This window comes from Stutzerimonas sp. KH-1, assembly GCF_054483855.1.
This window is the reverse complement of sequence record NZ_CM137011.1, coordinates 3,449,672-3,466,940: the sequence shown is the minus strand read 5'-3', so window position 1 is coordinate 3,466,940 and position 17,269 is coordinate 3,449,672. Positions and strand designations below refer to the sequence as shown.

13 protein-coding genes are annotated in these 17,269 nt (G+C 63.2%); 7 read left to right on the top strand and 6 right to left on the bottom strand.

The window, feature by feature from the left end:
* The first annotated feature begins 34 nt into the window (after positions 1 to 34).
* The 6 genes from polA (at position 35) to ACX1DW_RS16695 (ending at position 11,789) form a co-directional block, all read left to right on the top strand.
* A complete protein-coding gene (gene polA, locus ACX1DW_RS16720; RefSeq protein WP_458991938.1) occupies positions 35 to 2,779 on the top strand; it encodes a DNA polymerase I in 2,745 nt (914 codons plus the stop codon).
* Between the two features lie 526 nt (positions 2,780 to 3,305).
* Complete coding sequence (locus ACX1DW_RS16715) at positions 3,306 to 3,824, top strand: Hcp family type VI secretion system effector (RefSeq protein ID WP_003286458.1); 519 nt, start codon at positions 3,306 to 3,308, stop codon at positions 3,822 to 3,824.
* Positions 3,825 to 4,008: 184 nt separating this feature from the next.
* A complete protein-coding gene (locus tag ACX1DW_RS16710; protein WP_458991937.1) occupies positions 4,009 to 6,135 on the top strand; it encodes a type VI secretion system Vgr family protein in 2,127 nt (708 codons plus the stop codon).
* 3 nt (positions 6,136 to 6,138) lie between these two features.
* Entirely contained in the window at positions 6,139 to 6,960 is an 822-nt protein-coding gene (locus ACX1DW_RS16705; RefSeq protein WP_458991936.1) for a DUF4123 domain-containing protein, read from the top strand.
* A complete protein-coding gene (locus tag ACX1DW_RS16700) occupies positions 6,957 to 10,733 on the top strand; it encodes a hypothetical protein (protein ID WP_458991935.1) in 3,777 nt (1,258 codons plus the stop codon). Before ACX1DW_RS16705 ends, ACX1DW_RS16700 begins: the two co-directional genes overlap by 4 nt.
* A 9-nt stretch (positions 10,734 to 10,742) precedes the next feature.
* Positions 10,743 to 11,789 (top strand): hypothetical protein, encoded by a 1,047-nt coding sequence (locus ACX1DW_RS16695; protein ID WP_063540958.1) that lies wholly within the window; start codon positions 10,743 to 10,745, stop codon positions 11,787 to 11,789.
* A 63-nt stretch (positions 11,790 to 11,852) separates the two neighbouring features.
* On the opposite strand, the gene ACX1DW_RS16690 is transcribed toward ACX1DW_RS16695, so the two are convergent.
* The 6 genes from ACX1DW_RS16690 to ACX1DW_RS16665 form a co-directional block, all read right to left on the bottom strand.
* Entirely contained in the window at positions 11,853 to 13,805 is a 1,953-nt protein-coding gene (locus ACX1DW_RS16690; protein ID WP_458991934.1) for a DUF7844 domain-containing protein, read from the bottom strand.
* Positions 13,802 to 14,122 carry a DUF2388 domain-containing protein gene (locus ACX1DW_RS16685; protein ID WP_017245875.1) on the bottom strand — a complete coding sequence of 107 codons (321 nt, stop codon included), beginning with the start codon at positions 14,120 to 14,122 and terminating at the stop codon, positions 13,802 to 13,804. Before ACX1DW_RS16685 ends, ACX1DW_RS16690 begins: the two co-directional genes overlap by 4 nt.
* A 44-nt stretch (positions 14,123 to 14,166) precedes the next feature.
* Positions 14,167 to 14,463: a DUF2388 domain-containing protein gene (locus ACX1DW_RS16680; RefSeq protein WP_063540960.1), complete on the bottom strand. Its 297-nt coding sequence runs from the start codon at positions 14,461 to 14,463 to the stop codon at positions 14,167 to 14,169.
* Positions 14,464 to 14,573: 110 nt separating this feature from the next.
* Positions 14,574 to 14,891 (bottom strand): DUF2388 domain-containing protein, encoded by a 318-nt coding sequence (locus ACX1DW_RS16675; RefSeq protein WP_458991933.1) that lies wholly within the window; start codon positions 14,889 to 14,891, stop codon positions 14,574 to 14,576.
* Positions 14,892 to 15,001: 110 nt separating this feature from the next.
* The gene (locus ACX1DW_RS16670; protein WP_200596662.1) at positions 15,002 to 15,202 is read right to left on the bottom strand and encodes a DUF1127 domain-containing protein; all 201 of its coding nucleotides are present in this window, start codon (positions 15,200 to 15,202) and stop codon (positions 15,002 to 15,004) included.
* 164 nt (positions 15,203 to 15,366) lie between these two features.
* Positions 15,367 to 16,167, bottom strand: coding sequence for an AraC family transcriptional regulator (locus ACX1DW_RS16665; protein WP_458991932.1), 801 nt, complete (start codon positions 16,165 to 16,167; stop codon positions 15,367 to 15,369).
* An 87-nt stretch (positions 16,168 to 16,254) separates the two neighbouring features.
* Between ACX1DW_RS16665 and ACX1DW_RS16660 the strand changes: the two genes are divergently transcribed.
* Positions 16,255 to 17,244: a bile acid:sodium symporter family protein gene (locus tag ACX1DW_RS16660; protein WP_458991931.1), complete on the top strand. Its 990-nt coding sequence runs from the start codon at positions 16,255 to 16,257 to the stop codon at positions 17,242 to 17,244.
* Positions 17,245 to 17,269: the final 25 nt, after the last annotated feature.

Genomic DNA, 17,269 nt, shown 5'->3' with positions numbered 1-17,269 from the left:
AGCTCCGGGCCCGCCGAAAAGGTTGATTCCGCTCATGAGCCAAGCTCCCCTCGTCCTGGTGGACGGTTCGTCCTACCTCTATCGCGCTTTTCATGCCTTGCCGCCGCTGACCACCTCCACCGGCAAGCCGACCGGCGCGGTCAAGGGCGTGCTGAACATGCTGCTCAGCCTGCGCCGGCAATATCCGGACAGCCCCTTCGCCGTGGTTTTCGACGCCAAGGGCCCGACCTTCCGCGACGCGCTGTTCGAGAACTACAAGTCGCACCGCCCGCCAATGCCGGATGACCTGCGCGTGCAGGTCGAGCCGCTGCATGCCAGCGTCCGCGCGCTCGGCATGCCGCTGCTGTGCGTCGATGGCGTGGAGGCGGACGACGTCATCGGCACCCTGGCGCGCCAGTGCGCGGCGCTCGGCCGCGACGTGGTCATCTCCACCGGCGACAAGGACATGGCCCAGCTGGTCTGCCCGCATGTCACGCTGGTCAACACCATGACCGGCAGCGTCTATGACATCGAGGGTGTGAAAACCAAGTTCGGTGTCGGCCCCGAGCTGATCATCGACTTCCTCGCGCTGATGGGCGACAAGGTCGACAACATTCCTGGCGTGCCAGGCGTGGGCGAGAAGACGGCATGTGGCCTGCTCAACGGCATCCCGGGCGGGCTCAAGGGGCTCTACGAGAACCTCGACCAGGTTGCCGGGCTGCCGATTCGCGGTGCCAAGTCACTGGGTGCCAAGCTGGAGGAGCATCGCGATGCCGCCTTCATGTCCTACGAGCTGGCGACGATTAAGATCGACGTGCCGCTGGATGTCGAGGTGGCAGACCTGATGCCCGGGGAACCGCACCGCGAGGCGCTGATCGCCCTTTATCGCGAGCTGGAGTTCAAGCAGTGGCTGGACGAGCTGTTGCGCGAGGCCAAGGCGGCGGGGGAGAACTGCGAGGTGCAGCCAGAAGGCTGTTCGATCCAGGCCGATGCCCAGTACGAGACCCTGCTGGACCAGGCCGATTTCGAGCGCTGGCTGGCGCGTCTGAAGGCGGCCGAGTGCTTTGCCTTCGATACCGAAACCACCAGCCTCGATGCGCAGCGCGCCGAGCTGGTCGGCGTGTCCTTCGCCGTCGAAGCGGGCCAGGCGGCTTACGTGCCGCTGCGCCATTCCTACATGGGCGTGCCGCAGCAGCTCGAGCTGGATGCCGTGCTCGGCGCGCTCAAGCCGCTGCTGGAGGATCCGGCCAAGACCAAGATCTGCCAGCACGGCAAATACGACATGAACGTGCTGATGCACTACGGCATCGAAATGCGCGGCATGGCTTTCGACACGATGCTCGAATCCTACGTGCTGGACGCCACTGCCACCCGCCACGACATGGACAGTCTGGCGCTCAAGTACCTCGGCCGCGGCACCATCCGCTTCGAGGACATTGCCGGCAAGGGCGCCAAGCAGCTGACCTTCGACCAGATCGCCATCGAGCAGGCCGGCCCGTACGCCGCCGAGGACGCCGACGTCACCCTGCGCCTGCACCAGACCCTGCTCGGCAAGCTGGAGCAGACGCCATCGCTGCTCAAGGTGCTGACCGAGATCGAGATGCCGCTGGTGCCGGTGCTGGCGCGCATCGAGCGCAACGGCGCGCTGGTCGATGCACAGCTGCTCGGCCAGCAGAGCGTCGAGCTGGGCGACAAGCTGGTGCAGCTGGAACGCGAGGCGTTCGACATCGCAGGCGAGGAATTCAACCTCGGCTCGCCCAAGCAGCTCTGCGCGATCCTCTACGACAAGCTCGGCTGCCCGGTGATCTCCAAGACCGCTGGCGGCCAGCCGTCCACCGCCGAAAGCGTGCTGGCCGAACTGGCCGAGCAGGATTACCCGCTGCCAAAGGTCATCATGCAGCACCGCAGCCTGAGCAAGCTCAAGGGCACCTACACCGATAAGCTGCCGCAGCAGATCAACCCGCGCACCGGGCGCATCCACACCAGCTACCACCAGGCGGTGACCGCCACCGGCCGGCTGTCCTCCAGCGACCCGAACCTGCAGAACATCCCGATCCGCACCGCCGAGGGGCGGCGCATTCGCCAGGCCTTCGTCGCTGCGCCGGGCTACAAGCTGCTGGCGGCGGACTATTCGCAGATCGAGCTGCGCATCATGGCCCACCTGGCGCAGGATGCCGGCCTCTTGCACGCGTTCCAGAACGACTTGGACGTGCACCGCGCCACGGCCGCCGAGGTGTTCGGTGTACCGCTGGAGCATGTCAGCAACGACCAGCGCCGCAGCGCCAAGGCCATCAACTTCGGCCTGATCTACGGCATGAGCGCCTTCGGCCTGGCCAAGCAGATCGACGTCGGCCGCAAGGAGGCGCAGGAGTACATCGACCGCTATTTCGCCCGCTACCCCGGCGTGCTCGCCTACATGGAGCGCACCCGTACCCAGGCCGCGGAGCAGGGCTATGTCGAGACGCTGTTCGGTCGGCGGCTGTACCTGCCGGAGATCAACTCGAAGAACGGCGCCATGCGCAAGGGCGCCGAGCGTACCGCGATCAACGCGCCGATGCAGGGCACCGCGGCGGATATCATCAAGCGCGCCATGATCGCCGTGGACGGCTGGCTGCAGGACAGCGGGCTGGATGCGCGGGTGATCCTGCAGGTCCACGATGAATTGGTGCTGGAAGTGCGCGAAGACCTGGTCGAGCAAGTCCGCGAAGCCATCTGCCCGCTGATGAGCGGGGCCGCCCAGCTGGACGTGCCGCTGCTGGTCGAGGCGGGGGTTGGCAACAACTGGGACGAGGCGCACTGATCGAGCTGCCGAAAAATGTCGGTAGTCGACGAAATTTTTTTCGTTTGCGTTGAACTTACGGCGCAACGCTCCGGTCAGAGCATGCGAAGGGTGTAAAAGCCCTTCGATGCTCCTTGTTGTGTTAAGTGTTGGCAGATCTCTGGACCCCGCCCTAGCGGTCCGGATTCGACCTCGAACTTCCCCCTCCCCCAATGAAGTTCGAGGTTTTTTTTGCCTGGAGAAAAGTGGAAAGACGCTGAGCAGCAGTAATGGGCCTGCGCAAGTTCTTGCGCAGGTGTTCTGTGGATAACCTTGTGCGTAAGCTGTTCGCAACGCGATCTGCCAGCGTTGGGGCGGCGTTGCGCAAGTTGTTGCCGCGGCTGCGCAGGTTCTTGCACAGCTTTCTGTGCTGGGCATCACGCCTGCCGTTTAATGCGTATGCTTTTTCTCTATATCTTTTTGAAAAATAAGAGTTTTTCGTAAATGGCACGGTGCTTGTTGTTATGAAATGGCCATTCGGCACTCATTTCAGACAAGGAGAGCACCCATGCCAACACCCGCGTATCTGTCCCTCGAAGGCACCAAGCAAGGCCTGATCACCGCTGGCACCTTCACCGAGGACTCGGTTGGCAACATTTTCCAGGAAGGCCATGAGGACCAGATCCTGGTGCAGGCCTTCCAGCATCAGGTCATCATCCCGCGTGACCCGCAGTCCGGTCAGCCGACTGGCCAGCGTGTACACAAGCCTCTGATGATCACCAAAGTGTTCGACAAGTCGTCGCCGCTGATCTTCAACGCCCTGACGTCCGGCGAGCGCCTGAACAAGTGCCGTCTGGAGTGGTATCGCACCTCGTCCACCGGTACTCAGGAACACTACTTCACCATCGAACTGGAAGATGCGGTGATCGTCGACGTGCAGTCGCGCATGCCCAACTGCCAGGACCCGAACATGTCCCACTTCACCCATCTGGAAGACGTGTACTTCACTTACCGCAAGATCGTCTGGACCCACGAGGTATCCGGCACCTCCGGCTCTGACGACTGGCGCACCCCGATCGCCGGCTGATTCGCCGCGGTCCCGCTTCGGCCAGGCTCGCCTGGCCGAACGCTTTTTTGCGAAGCACTGAACAGATTCCGTCAACGTCGCTCCGGAATGCGCGAACCAAGCATTCTAGAGCGGACGGCCTGTGTTAAACGGGGCTCCGCAAGCGCCCATGCGCTGATACATGGACTGAACAGGAGGAACATGGATGTTCGCCCCAGCCAACCAGGCCCACTTCACGCTTTCCCTCGAAGGTGTCGAGCACGACTTCAAGGTGCTCGAATTCCGGGGCCGCGAGGCCATCAACCAGCCCTATCGCTTCGACCTGGAACTGGTCAGCGAGCGCCCCGATCTGGACCTGGAAAGCCTGCTGCATCGCCCGGCCTTCCTCGCCTTCGCGCCGGATGGCAGTGGTGTTCATGGGCTGGTGCATCAGGCGGCCCAGGGTGAATCCGGCAAGCGTCTGACCCGCTATCGCCTCACGCTCGTGCCGCAGCTGGCCTACCTCGCCCATCGCACCAATCAGCGCATCTTCCAGCACCTCAGCGTGCCGCAGATCATCGCCCAGGTGCTCGAGGAGCATGGCATTCAGGCCGATGCCTACCGCTTCGGGCTCGGCCCGGTGGTCTATCCGCCGCGCGAGTACTGCGTGCAGTACGACGAAACCGACCTGCACTTCATCCATCGTCTGTGCGAGGAAGAGGGCATCCACTATCACTTCCAGCACGGTGCGAGCGGCCATGTGCTGGTCTTCGGCGATGACCAGACGGTCTTCCCGAAGCTCACCGCCACCGCCTATCAACAGGACAGCGGTCTGGTCGCCGACCAGCCGGTGATCAAGCGTTTCGGCCTGCGCCTGGAAACCCGTACCAGCCGGGTCACGCGTCGCGATTACGATTTCGAGAAGCCACGCCTGACCATGGAGGCCGCGTTCCACAGCGATTTACAGCCGGATCTCGAGGACTACGACTACCCTGGCCGCTTCACCGAGCGCGCCCGCGGCAAGCACCTGTCGCAGCGCGCCCTGGAGCGCCACCGCCACGATTACGAACTGGCCGAAGGCGAAAGCGACCAGCCGCGGCTGGTGAGTGGGCACTTCCTCCCGCTCGGCGAACACCCGCGCAGCGACTGGAACCAGCTCTGGCTGCTGACCGAATTGCTGCATGAAGGTAAGCAGCCGCAGGTGTTGGAGGAGTCGATACTGGAGCTCTCCTCTCCCTCCGGGAGAGGGGCTGGGGGTGAGGGCGCTCCAGGCAACGCCGACTTCCATCAGGGCTACCGCAACCGCTTCAGCGCCACCCCCTGGGACATCCCTTTCCGTCCGGCCCTTCGCCATCCGAAGCCCAAGGTGCTCGGCAGCCAGACCGCCGTGGTCACCGGCCCTGCCGGCGAAGAGATCCACTGCGACGAGTACGGACGGGTGAAGGTCCAATTTCACTGGGATCGCCACGGCCAGGCCGATGACAAGACCAGCTGCTGGCTGCGCGTCTCCTCCAGCTGGGCTGGCGACCGCTATGGCGGCATCGCCATTCCGCGGGTCGGCATGGAAGTGCTGGTGACCTTCCTCGAAGGCGATCCCGACCAGCCGCTGGTGACCGGCTGCCTGTACCACAAGGAACACCAGGTCCCCTACGACCTGCCGGCCAACAAGACCCGCACGGTGTTCAAGACCCTGAGCTCGCCGGGCGGTGGCGGCTACAACGAACTGCGCATCGAAGACCGCAAGGGCGCCGAACAGATCTACCTCCATGCCCAGCGCGACTGGGACGAGAACATCGAGCACGACCAGAAGATCCGCGTCGGCCACGAGCGCCACGACACGGTGGAGGCCAACAGCTACAGCGAATTCCGCGCCGAAGAACACCGCACCACCCACGCCGACCGCAAGACAGAAATCCGCGCCAACGACCACCTCACCGTGGGCAATAGCCAGCACCTGAAGATCGGCACCGGCCAGTTCATCGAGGCGGGCAATGAAATTCACCTCTCCAGCGGCCTCAAGGTCGTGCTCGAAGCCGGCAGCGAACTGACCTTCAAGGCTGGTGGCAGTTTTATCAAACTCGATGCCAGCGGCATCACCATGGTCGGGCCTTTGATCAGGATGAACTCGGGTGGAAGTCCGGGGAAAGGTTCGGGTGCGGCGCCGGTATTGCCGGGGCAAGTTAGGCCGGCAGATGCGGATGTGTCTGGGGCTGTGCTTGAACATCGACTGAAGCAAGCGAGATTCAGCCATACACCGCTAATCGAGTTGTGTCAGAAGCCTCGGGGCGGTACGCCAATGCAATGCCCGCTGACCAACTGTCCTTGTCGTCATGCCGCCCAGTTAGGGAGCTGAGTGATGTCTGTACAGATACTCGCAGGGCTTCCCAATCTTTCTACCCCACTCTTCATGCTGCTTGAATTGGATGAGCCGCTGCTGCAGCGGATTTACCAGCTAGAACCTGATCCACGACCAGAAGCTCTGTTTGCTGATACCGAGCTGGGCGCTCATGTCGAACTAGGACCTTGGCTGATACAACTGACGGCGGATAGCGCCTGGTTGACTGCGTATCGCCAAGCACCAGAGCAATGGCCTGGCGTGTTATTGAGTTCCGGGCGGCCAGTTGATGAGCTGTTGGCCCATTTGCGCGCAATGCTGGTCGTGCAGTTTGAAGGTGAGCGTAAGGGCATACTGCGCTATTACGACCCACAGGTGGCCAGTTACCTTTTCGCGGCGACCGAGATCGTTAACACCTGGCTAGGCCCCATCGAGCAGTTGTTCTGGCATGGCTCCACCTGGGCAGACCGCAGCGAGAACATCAGCCATTGGCACAGCCTTCGGAGCGAGTCGACCAATCATGGGGCGCCGCCGGAAGGCAGGCTGATACTCGACAAAATGCAGATCGCTGCGCTCGAACGGCAGCAACTAGAGGCATTTGCCTATGAACGCTGGCAGAAGCATTCACAGGCTGAGTTCAACCAGATCTTGGGCTATCTGCAGCAGGGTCTTGCCTCTGGGTTCGACGACGAGAAGAGCCTGGGCGCATACCTCGAAGCCCGGCTCACCTATCCCCAGCACCTAAGCCATCCCCAGATCGCATCGGGCCAGGTGCAGTTTCGTCTGCAGCAACTGCAATCCTGGCTGGAAGCCACACCAGCCCCCTCGGAGAGTCAAGGATGAATGCCAAAGTAGGGAGTCTGTCCGGCAATCCGGCCTGTGAAGCTGGCAAGCTGATTGTCGAAGTGATTGGCAAAGATCACCCGCCGGAACAGCGAGTGGTGATCTATGACGAAACCGATCATGAGCTGCAGGAGTGGCTAACACAGCAGGCCAAACAAGAGCTTGTAGCCGATTCTCAGCGGAGCAGTACGCTGCATATCTGGGATTGGCAGCAGCAACCCAAGCGCCATCTCTGGCTGGAGATCGAAGCAGAGCGCGGCAGCCCCATTCGCGTACCGCTGATGGATGACACACGCATTACCCCGCGCCAGCGTGAGCGGCAGTGGAACTGCATCGTCCCTGTAGTACCCATGAGCACCATGCTCGGTATCAGCGCCAACCACCAGCACCGTGAATACCCCGTGCATGTGCGCCCCGGCTTCATCTACCTGTTCTATCGCGGCAAAGTGTGGCGTGAACTCGAGATTCGTCAGGCTGAGGGGCAGGTGACTTATCACGACGTACGCCTGAGTGACTTTCGCAATGGCGAGCACTTTCGAGACGGCGCCCGCACGGCCAGTGGCAAAGGGCTGAGTGAGATTTGGCTGCCAGCCAGATGGAACAACCGCGCGGCCCCGGATATCGAGGTAGCTTATGCCGAGGTGCAATGGCCTGCCGTTCGCCTGAACGCCATGGAGCGCAATGCTCGCCTGCGTCGCGCCCGTTGCAATCGCTTGGGCCTGGCCGTGGCCGAACGCAGCTTCGGCAACACCACTTACCGGGCTCCAAGCCAGCAGCAAGCCTTCTACCTGCGCAATGTCCCCGCCCATCGTCCGCGTGACCCTGCTCGTGAATGGTTGTTCGATCAACCGCTCAAGTATCTGCACGATCTGAGCGGCCAGTACCCCGTGCAGAGCCAGCAGTATGCTCGGCAGGTTCATCAACTTCACGAGCGCGGTGAGTCCACCCCAGGGCCAACGCACGCACAGCAGACGCAGGATGACCTACGCCCGGAGACCGGCGCTTGGGCTGTCGAACTGGGCGACACGCTACAGAACCTCCAGCATGTCTGCAGCGCAACCAACGAGCGTGAACACTGGCAGGCCGCTGCGGCCGAAACCGACATGCTGGCCACGGTCAAAGAACGCCAGATCGCCGGTGTACTTGTGGAGGATGGCCTCTACCGCATGCGCCACCTACTGGCGCGCACCAACCAGGCCCAAGCGGTGCTGCAGCTCTGCGCGCAACGGGCCACCTTCCATGCCCATCACGCCTCGGCATTGTTGATTCAGCGCATGATGGTTCCACCCTATATCGGCGGGCAAAGCAACCCGCTGCACCGCTTCATCAGCCAGGTCAGCCAAGAGGGTCGTCAGCAGATCGACCTGTGTTCGGGCCAGCATGCTCGCCAGTTGGCCATGACCTGCCTCAAGGCCGCACAAGACAACCTTGCTGCCTGGCTGGAACAGGCTTCCAACCAGCATGCGCTGGGCGACCATTTTTGCCTGGAAGGGCTCGACTACGCCGGCGCCTTCCAGCTTTGCAGTCAGCTATTCGTCTGCCTAGCGCGCACGGTCGATCAACAGGATCCATTCCTGGCGGCAGGCGATGCCCCACGCACAAGCGCGGGCAGGAGACTGCTATGCAAGATTGCGCAGAGCGCCAGCCAGCCTCTGCACCGGATGTTGTGGCCAGAGGCGGACGACGACACCCTGCTCAAGCCCTATCAAGCGGTGCAAACACCGAACAACGGCGAAGGCCATTACCGTGCCGATGCCTTGAACCAGGTGGCGCAGCTCAATGCACCGCCCAGCGAAGAGCCGGCTACTCTGGAAGGCAACATGCTCGCAGGCTTGATGCAGCAACCGGACTTCTTGCTCCTGCCTTCCGCCAAAAGCGGCGCTGCCGCGCTGATAACCGTATGGGAGAACCTGAGCAGCGCCCTGAAGGAGGCGCAAAAAGAGTTGAGTGGCGCCAGCACAGAGTACGTCCAGGCTGCAGATCAGAACAGGCGCAGGCAGCTGGACGTGCATGACCACGAGAGCGACCTGCACCACGAGCAAGAACGCAGTAACGTGTTGAAAGAGGAACTGGGTAACCAGACATTTCCTGCAAAATACCGGCTGTATACCAAGGACCTGCAACTGCTGCGCAGCATGCTGCAACAGGAGTTCGGTGACATGGTGTTCATTCGCCGCACGGCCGCTAACCAGAAGAACTACTACTTCTTCGGTTTGACTGACCTCCCAGCGGCGCCGCAAAACGCGCGTCGGATCTTTGGTGAACTGCTGGATATGGAGGGTCAGTTACTGGCCAGCAGCAATGGTCGCACAGCCAATCGGGCCGGCACCGACCAGCAGGCTCAAGAGCTCTTGTTACTGGCCATCCCCAAGAATCACCGTACCGCCCGCCTGATCAGCGAGCTGAACCGGCAGATTGCCGAAGAACTGCGTATCCAAAACGACCTCCAGCAGGCGCGAGAGCGCCGGGAGGCCGCCCGTGGCCGCCTGAGCGAAGCCAACAATGCCCTGAAACAGGCGCAAGAGCGGCTGGCCCAACAAGAACGCGGCTGGCGCCGAAGCGCACGCGGCGTGCTCGGCTCCACGGTCTTTCCGGCTGGCGTGTTGATTCTGGAGTTTTTTAATGTGCGAGCGGAGTTTGAGGCTAGAGATGCAGCAATAAGAAATAAAGGTGAATTTAGGTCTGCTGTGGGACTAATCAGTGCAGGAACTGATTTGCTATTAGCCATGGAGTTTCTAGCCAATAAAGTCGCGCACAACCATCCGCTGATACAAAACTTTCAGAATAGGTACGCCGAACGGGTAGTGCTGAGAATCCCTCCAAAAGTGGCTGGAGTATTTGGCCAGAAGTTGATCACGGAAGTAACCGGCAAACTGGCCTTCCAAAGCTTCGCCGGCACGCTCTTCGTCGGTATCAGCATTTACGATGCCCTGCACGAAGTCAGCCTGGGCGACGATGCCGCCTGGGGCTACGGGCTGATGGCCGTGGGTGGCCTGGTGGGAGTGATCGGCGGCTTCTTTACCACCAGTGGTGCGGTCTTCCTGGGTATGGGCCCTGTTGCCTGGGCCACTCTGCTGCTGATTCTGGCGGGGGCGGCGCTGGTCTGGTGGCTGGACGACAGCCCCATCGAGGAGTGGTTGACCAACGGCCCCTTCGGCGGCAACCGCAGCGCTAAGGTGCCCCACCTCTGGAACGATCCGCAGGAGGCCTTCTACCGTCTGGTCAGCCTGTTTGCCGGCATCCGTATCCGCATTGGTGCCAACCCGGAACAGGCACGTTTCAGTGGCGCCATGGGCCTGCTCGACCCCGCCGAATACCATGCAATGCGCCGCTCAAATACCCAGGTGCGTATCGAAAGCAACCTCCCTGGGCTCGCCGCCACCCTGGGCAGCGCCAATATCAGCGCGGTCAGCCAACTGCGCAGCAGTAGCCACCGCCTTAGCCCGCGCGACATGGTGCAGTCCAGCAATCATACCCTGAGCCCCATCCAACCCCTGGCCCAGCGCCTATACCCCGATGCCCTGGAACTGTTCTACGAGGTGCCGGTTTCGCAGAGCATGCCACGTACCCCCCCACATCGATGGCAGACTTACAGCCTGGCCGTGCGCGCCCAGATAATCCTGCAAGGAGAGGATCGTAACTGGGTGTTCCCGGCGCCGCCCCCGACCGATGTCCTGCGTTACGACCCGAAGCGGCATGATAAACCCGAGTTCAGCAAAACCAATCAGCCCTTCTGGGCCGATGAACAGACCCATTCGGACAGCCAGCCGTAAGGATGCCCCATGACTGCCCACTACAGTTCCAGCGCCTACCAGCCAGCGCGCATTCCCGACCAGCCGGCAGCGGTCAAGCGCAGTTGGTTGTTCCGCTTTGGCAGCTCGCGCCTGCCCTGGGGTCATACCGAGGACATCGTGCCTCTCAGCATGCTGCGGCAAAGCACGCCAGCCGGGTTACGTGCCCAAGAGAAATACCAGCAGGACGTGGCCGCCGGACTTCGCCAGGAAGAAAAGTTCGCGCAACGTGATTATCACCAGATCAATGATCACGAGCGTATTCGCTATGCCCCATTCTCCAAACGCACGACCTTCTGGTTTTATCTACTGGGAGCGGGCCGCTTTGTTTTTTGGGTGATGATGATTATGTCGCCTATAAGCTGGCTACTTGTAGCTGATGCTCATCCAGACGGTTTTACCCAAGGCTTAACTAGTGTTGTTCTAAAGACGGCGCCTTGGTTTTTGGGAGTTCCCCTCGCCTGCTGGGCCATAGGCTCCCTGGTCGTTAACAAGTTCACCAATTGGGTCGTTCGCCCTTCCAAGGGCCCGTTGTGGGAGTTCAACCGACGCACTGGCATGGTCACGATCTTCGACTACGACAATATGGGCGAGTACAAACGCAGTGGCACTATCGGTGAGTTCACCTACCCCTTTCATGAGTTCGATGCCTATATCAGCAGCGGCCCCGACAGGCAGGGACTGATCTGGCATCAACTGCATCTGGTGCATCGCTATCACGACCTGGCCATCGATCTTTCCCCCATCGTGCCCAAGGACTCCAGCATGGCACCGCACTTCGCCGCCTGGGATTTTCTGCAGAACTACATGGACACCAGCCGCCCCCTGCCGGATATCCCGTTGTTCGAGCAGCACCGCGCGAGCGATCCGGTAACGGCAGAGCATGACCGCCGTACGGCCCGCCCCGAGCGCTACTGGCGTGATATGGACGATAAGACCTGGGAGGCGCAACTGACGCAGAACCTGGCCCGCGTCAAAGCCTACGGCATCACTGGCCGCCTCAACCTCATGGACCGCCATGTGCGATATGCCGATTGACTGCGGCCGGCTGGGAGCCATATGCCGTCCTATAGTTCCCGGTAGGCCTATCGGAACCAGCTTTTAAGGCAACTCCAGCCCACCCCCAGCCTTGTGCAACCCACGCAGATGCTCGCCGATCTGGGCCAGGTTCACTTCGATCGCTTCGAGTTCCTCCCGCCGCTCATCGCCCAGCAGCACCCGGACTTCCTGGTCCAGTTCTTCGCTCAGCTGATTCAAGCGTAGTTGGCGTTGTTCGCTCTCGCGTTCGAGGCGGGTCCATTCGTTGGGTTGTGGCAGGCCGTAGCCGTCGCCGTCGAGCAGTTCGGCCGGGCGGCTGAGGTAGCCGCTGCTGGCGAGGATTTCCTGCAGGGCGCCGTCGGCCTTGTTCAGGCTGGCGTCGCGGCCGCGGCCGCCGAGGTAGCGGTTCTTCAGCTCATCCTGGGCGAGCAGCAGTTGACGGCGCAGGGCGGCCTGCTCGACCAGCAGCAGGGCGGCGGCGGCACGCAGGTCCGCGCGGTCGATCCATGGCTGGCGTTCGGCCGCGTCGAGCTCGAGCCACTGCTCGACACTGTGCTGTGGTAGGCCCAGGCGTTCCTTGAGCACGGCGAACATGGCCTGGTAGCGGTCGCGGTAGGAGTCGAAGCGGTAGCCCAGACGCAGCGCCTCGCGGGCGTCGTCGAGCACGCTGGCGTCGGCCAGGCCGCGGTGGATGAGAACTTCCAGCAGCCCGTTGGGCATGATGCTGTCCAGTGCGACCAGATCGCTGCGCGCCGTGCCGCTGCGCAGCAGTTTCAGGGTTTCCACCGCGCAGTTGTTGGACAGGAAGTAGTAGTCGCCGTCGTAGCTCCAGTGCAGTTCGGCGCTGCGCTCGACCAGCTGGCGAATCTCTTGGGGGTGCAGTTTCAAGGGCACCGAGGCCAGCCCGCGCAGCTCCACCTTGGTGTATTCGTCGATCACCTGGCCCAGCGGCAGAATGAACAGCCGCGAAGGGTAAACGCCGGTGAGGCCGTCCCAGCTGGAGAGCTGCACGTCATCGACGAAGGCGCGGAAGGACAATACCAGGTGGTGGTCCAGATCGAGTCGACAAGCGGGGCCGGGCTCGCGGCCGGGCGCGCAGATGACCAGGCGCAGCATGCTATGGCCCCAGCGGCTGACCCAGGCGTCGTTGGCTTCGGCGAACAGGTAGTCGACCTCGTAGACACGTGCAGGGTCAAGGCTCAACAGGGGCGTGCGGCCGAACTCGCGACCGGCGTTGAGGAAGGGGTAGCCCGGCGTGCAGTCGGCAGGCTCCGGTGCCCAGCCGAAGTGCTCGCTGAAGTAGCGGTGCAGGGATGGGCGGCGGCAGGCGTAGTTGGGGTCGAGCAGGAAGTATTCGAGATTCACCGCGACGAATTCCAGCGGGCTGGTCAGCTCGTACGGATCGGGACTGCGCGCCAGCTGTGCGTTGTCCTGTTCGCGCAGGCCGCGCTTGCCGACCCGTTGCGGCCAGCCGGCCAGATCGAGCAGGCGCGGGTCGTCGCTGAGGGTGAAGCGGCGGTCGGTCTGCCCGCGGCAGTCGTCCGGCAGCCCGATCTGTCCGAGATTGCTGGCGCGCTGACGGCAATGGCCCTGCAGCAGGTGTTGATCCGGCGACCACAGGCGCGCGCGATCGTACAGATGCGCCACTTCATGAATGACGGTGGCGAGCAGCTCGCGGCGCACCGTGCCGTGGGGACGATGGGTTTTCTCGTTGGCGGCGCTGCCGTCGGTGAGCGCCGGCAGCAGGCGCTGATTGAGCTCCAGGCGCTTGCCGCCGGCGCGGCCATAGGCCTGTTCCGGCAGGTTGTCGCGCCATTGCACGCGCACCTCGCGATCGAGGCTCTGCACCAGGCGGGGTGGCAGTGCGGCCATTGCTTCGTCCAGCAGCGCCTGGCTGGCGGCGCGTTGCTCGGCGTCCAGCGTGCGTGAGTCGAGAACCAGGCGCAGCTCGGCATGAGCCGCGATGCTGGCCAGGCTCAGGCCGCTCGCCAGCAGCCAGACGCCGAGGCGGGTCACAGCGCGAGGATGGCTTCGGCCAGTTGCAGGTCGCTGGCGTTGCGCGCTGCGGGGAACTCGCTGCGCAGGGTGCCGATCGCCGCTTCCAGATGGGCACCGCGGATCTCGCCGGCGCTGGCGACGAAGCTGGCGGCGTCTTCACGCGCCTCGACGACGACCTTCATGTCACTGATGCGGCTGGTCACGTCGGATGTGAAGTTGATGCTGCGGTCCAGGGCACGCACGACGATGTTGCTGGTGGCCACGAGGGTCTGCGCCTGGGCTGTGCCCGCGGCGACGGCCAGCGCCAGCGGGGCGGCGAGCAATAGCTTGTTCATCGATGGAATCTCTCTCGGGTCTGGGCACCGGCAGGCCGGGGCGGTTATTGGACGAGGATCGCTTCGGCCAGTTCCAGGTCGCTGGCGGCAAGCTCCGGGTGCTCCTGGCGCAGCCGCGCCATGGCGGCTTGCAGGCGAGCCGCGGTGAGCTGACCTTCGCTGGCGACGAAACCGGCCGCGTCTTCGCGGGCCTCGGCGATCAGCTTGTTGTCGAAGGGAGCGCTGGTCAGCTGGCTGCTGACATAGCTGGTCTGCACGACACCCGCGGTGGTGACATCGAAAGCCTGGGCGGTACCAGCGGCGAGGCCGAGAAATAAGAGAACGATTGAATACGAACGCATGCGGAACCTGTCGCCGGGAAAAACGGCGCCAAGGCTAGCGAAACGCTGGCTGCAGAGCCAGCGCTCGGTTGCTTCCTCAGGTTGCAGCAGCGCTTATGCTGCTGCATGCATCAGAGCGCCAGGATCGCCTGAGCCAGTTGCAGATCGCTGGCCTGCAACTGCGGCTGCTGGCTACGAATGTGGCGCAGCGCCGCTTCGAGATGGACGCCGCGCAGATCGCCACGGCTGGCGACAAAGCGTGCGGCGTCGTCCCGGGCGTCGAGCGCCAGCTTGTCGTCGCGCAGGGATGAAGTGAGGTCCGAGGTGGCATCGACAGTGTTGATCAGGCCGCCGACCACCATGTCGGTGGTAGCGGTGAAGCTGGCCGCGGACGCGCCTCCACTCAGCAGCAGGCCGGCGGCGAGGAAGGGAAGCAGGATTCGGGACATGGCAGATCTCCAGTGGTGAGGCTCTAGACCGCGCCATGGGTACGACGTTCCCGTCGCTACGGCCTTGTAGCAGGCAACATAGCTCGAATCGGCGAGCGCAGAAGAACGCCTCAGCGCCAGAACGGCTTGTCCAGCTCTGCCGAGCGCTCGCTATGGCTGATGCCGACATCCGCCAGCTGGCGGTCGTCGAGCTGCGCCAGTTGCTGGCGGGTACGGTAGTTGCGTTGCCAGCGCTGCAATACTTGCAGCAGCTGTAGCCAGTTGCGCCGGGCGCGGGTGGCGACATAAGGACGAGATAGCGTGCGGTCCATGCTGCGCTCCTTCCCGGTGTGACCGGGTGCGGGTTATGGGAGAACAGGATCGCGCGCGTCAGGCAAGTGCAACAGCCACAGGGATTCTCGATTGTGCCGGTGCAGTTCGAGAATGGCTGCAACTGTATTGGTCGCGAATGCGCCAACTGTTCTCGCTGCGCTGCTTATCGGTCCGGTGCGCGTGCCAACGCACCCGGCGTAGTGCCGAACTGTTGACCGAACGCGGCGATGAACGCCGAGGTGGATTCGTAGCCGCACGCCAGGGCGACGTCAGTAACCGGCTGGCCCTGCTCCAGCAGAGGGAGCGCGCTGAGCAGGCGCAGACGCTGGCGCCAGGCGCGGAAGTTGAGGCCGGTGTCGCGCTGGAATTGGCGGGTCAGAGTTTTCTCCGAGACCTTGAGGCGCTCGCTCCATTGTTTCAGGCTGAGTGAAAGGTCGGGCTGCTCATAGAGCGCTTCGCACAGCCGACGCAGCCGGGCATCCCCGGGCCAGGGCAGCGAATAGCCGATTGCCGGCGCCGCCCGCAGCTGGTCCAGCAGCACCGCTGCCAGGCGGCCTTCTGCACCTTGCTCGTCGTACTCCGCCGGCAGTGCGCCAAAGGCGCGGATCAGCTCGCGCAGCAGCGGGCTGACCGCGAGCACCTGGCAATGCTCGGGCGCCCAAGCCAAGGCGTGCTGGTCGATGTACAGGCTGCGCATCTCGGTCTGCGGCGAACTGATTACCTCATGCAGCAGGCCCGGCGGAATCAGGATGGCGCGCTGCGGCGGAGCGAGAAAGCGCCCGCGCTCGGTATGCACGCGCAGCACGCCGCTGATGGCGTAGGACAGCTGTGCCCACGGATGGCTGTGGCGCGGCGTGGTGGTCCGTTCGGCCAGGGATTCGCTGCGGGCGAACAGCGGGCGCGGCAGTGCATCCATGGCTGGGATGCTGCGTTGCACGAGGCCGCTTTGTCCTTTTCTCGACATTTGTCTGGCTTATGGCGTTAGTCGGATATCCAGGGCGACAGTAGACTCGCTGGCAACCTGCCGCAAGCCACACAATCAGGAGCGCCGATGGCCAGACCTCGCTTGTTACCGGACAACTTCACTCTGGCCCTGCTCGGTGCGGTGGCCATCGCCACGCTGCTGCCAGCGCGCGGGCAAGGCGTGGCGGTGTTCGAGTGGATCACCAACCTGGCCATCGGCCTGCTGTTCTTCATGCACGGCGCCAAGCTATCGGGCAGTGCGATCCTCGCCGGCATGGGCCATTGGCGCCTGCATCTGCTGGTGTTCAGCTGCACCTTCGTGCTGTTCCCGCTGCTCGGCCTGGCGCTGCGTCCGCTGCTGACGCCGATGATCGGCGCCGAGCTGTACCTGGGCATGCTCTACCTATGTGCCTTGCCGGCCACGGTGCAGTCGGCGATCGCCTTCACCTCGCTGGCGCGCGGCAATATCCCGGCGGCGGTGTGCAGCGCGGCGGCTTCGAGCCTGATCGGCATCTTCCTCACGCCGCTGCTGGTGCTGCTGCTGATGGGCGCCCAGGGCGAAGGCGGCTCGACGCTGGATGCCATCGGCAAGATCGTCGTGCAGCTCCTGTTGCCGTTCATTGCCGGGCAGATCGCGCGGCGTTGGATCGGCGACTGGGTGGCGCGCAACAAGGGCTGGCTGAAGAACGTTGACCAGAGCTCGATCCTGCTGGTGGTCTACACCGCGTTCAGCCATGCGGTGGTCGAGGGCATCTGGCAGCAGGTGCCGCTGCCGCAGCTGCTGGGCCTGGTGCTGGCCTGCTGTCTGCTGCTGGCGCTGGCGTTGCTAATCACTTGGCTGGTGGCGCGCTGGTTGGGCTTCGATCTGGAGGACCGCATCACCATTCTCTTCGCCGGCTCGAAGAAGAGCCTGGCCACCGGCATTCCCATGGCGCAGGTGCTGTTCGCCGGCGGCGCGCTGGGCACGCTGATCCTGCCGTTGATGCTGTTCCACCAGATTCAGCTGATGGTCTGCGCGGTGCTGGCGCAGCGCTATGCGGCGCGGCCAGATACAACAGCGGTGGCAAAAGCGGGCTGACTCGAAGCCAATCAGCGACGGATTC

What these genes read in the sequence shown, in the direction of transcription:
- polA (WP_458991938.1), top strand. Translation starts at nt 35, where the DNA reads ATGAGCCAAGCTCCCCTCGTCCTGGTGGACGGTTCGTCCTACCTCTAT.
- ACX1DW_RS16715 (WP_003286458.1), top strand. Translation starts at nt 3,306, where the DNA reads ATGCCAACACCCGCGTATCTGTCCCTCGAAGGCACCAAGCAAGGCCTG.
- ACX1DW_RS16710 (WP_458991937.1), top strand. Translation starts at nt 4,009, where the DNA reads ATGTTCGCCCCAGCCAACCAGGCCCACTTCACGCTTTCCCTCGAAGGT.
- ACX1DW_RS16705 (WP_458991936.1), top strand. Translation starts at nt 6,139, where the DNA reads ATGTCTGTACAGATACTCGCAGGGCTTCCCAATCTTTCTACCCCACTC.
- ACX1DW_RS16700 (WP_458991935.1), top strand. Translation starts at nt 6,957, where the DNA reads ATGAATGCCAAAGTAGGGAGTCTGTCCGGCAATCCGGCCTGTGAAGCT.
- ACX1DW_RS16695 (WP_063540958.1), top strand. Translation starts at nt 10,743, where the DNA reads ATGACTGCCCACTACAGTTCCAGCGCCTACCAGCCAGCGCGCATTCCC.
- ACX1DW_RS16685 (WP_017245875.1), bottom strand. Translation starts at nt 14,122, where the DNA reads ATGAACAAGCTATTGCTCGCCGCCCCGCTGGCGCTGGCCGTCGCCGCG.
- ACX1DW_RS16680 (WP_063540960.1), bottom strand. Translation starts at nt 14,463, where the DNA reads ATGCGTTCGTATTCAATCGTTCTCTTATTTCTCGGCCTCGCCGCTGGT.
- ACX1DW_RS16675 (WP_458991933.1), bottom strand. Translation starts at nt 14,891, where the DNA reads ATGTCCCGAATCCTGCTTCCCTTCCTCGCCGCCGGCCTGCTGCTGAGT.
- ACX1DW_RS16670 (WP_200596662.1), bottom strand. Translation starts at nt 15,202, where the DNA reads ATGGACCGCACGCTATCTCGTCCTTATGTCGCCACCCGCGCCCGGCGC.
- ACX1DW_RS16665 (WP_458991932.1), bottom strand. Translation starts at nt 16,167, where the DNA reads ATGTCGAGAAAAGGACAAAGCGGCCTCGTGCAACGCAGCATCCCAGCC.
- ACX1DW_RS16660 (WP_458991931.1), top strand. Translation starts at nt 16,255, where the DNA reads ATGGCCAGACCTCGCTTGTTACCGGACAACTTCACTCTGGCCCTGCTC.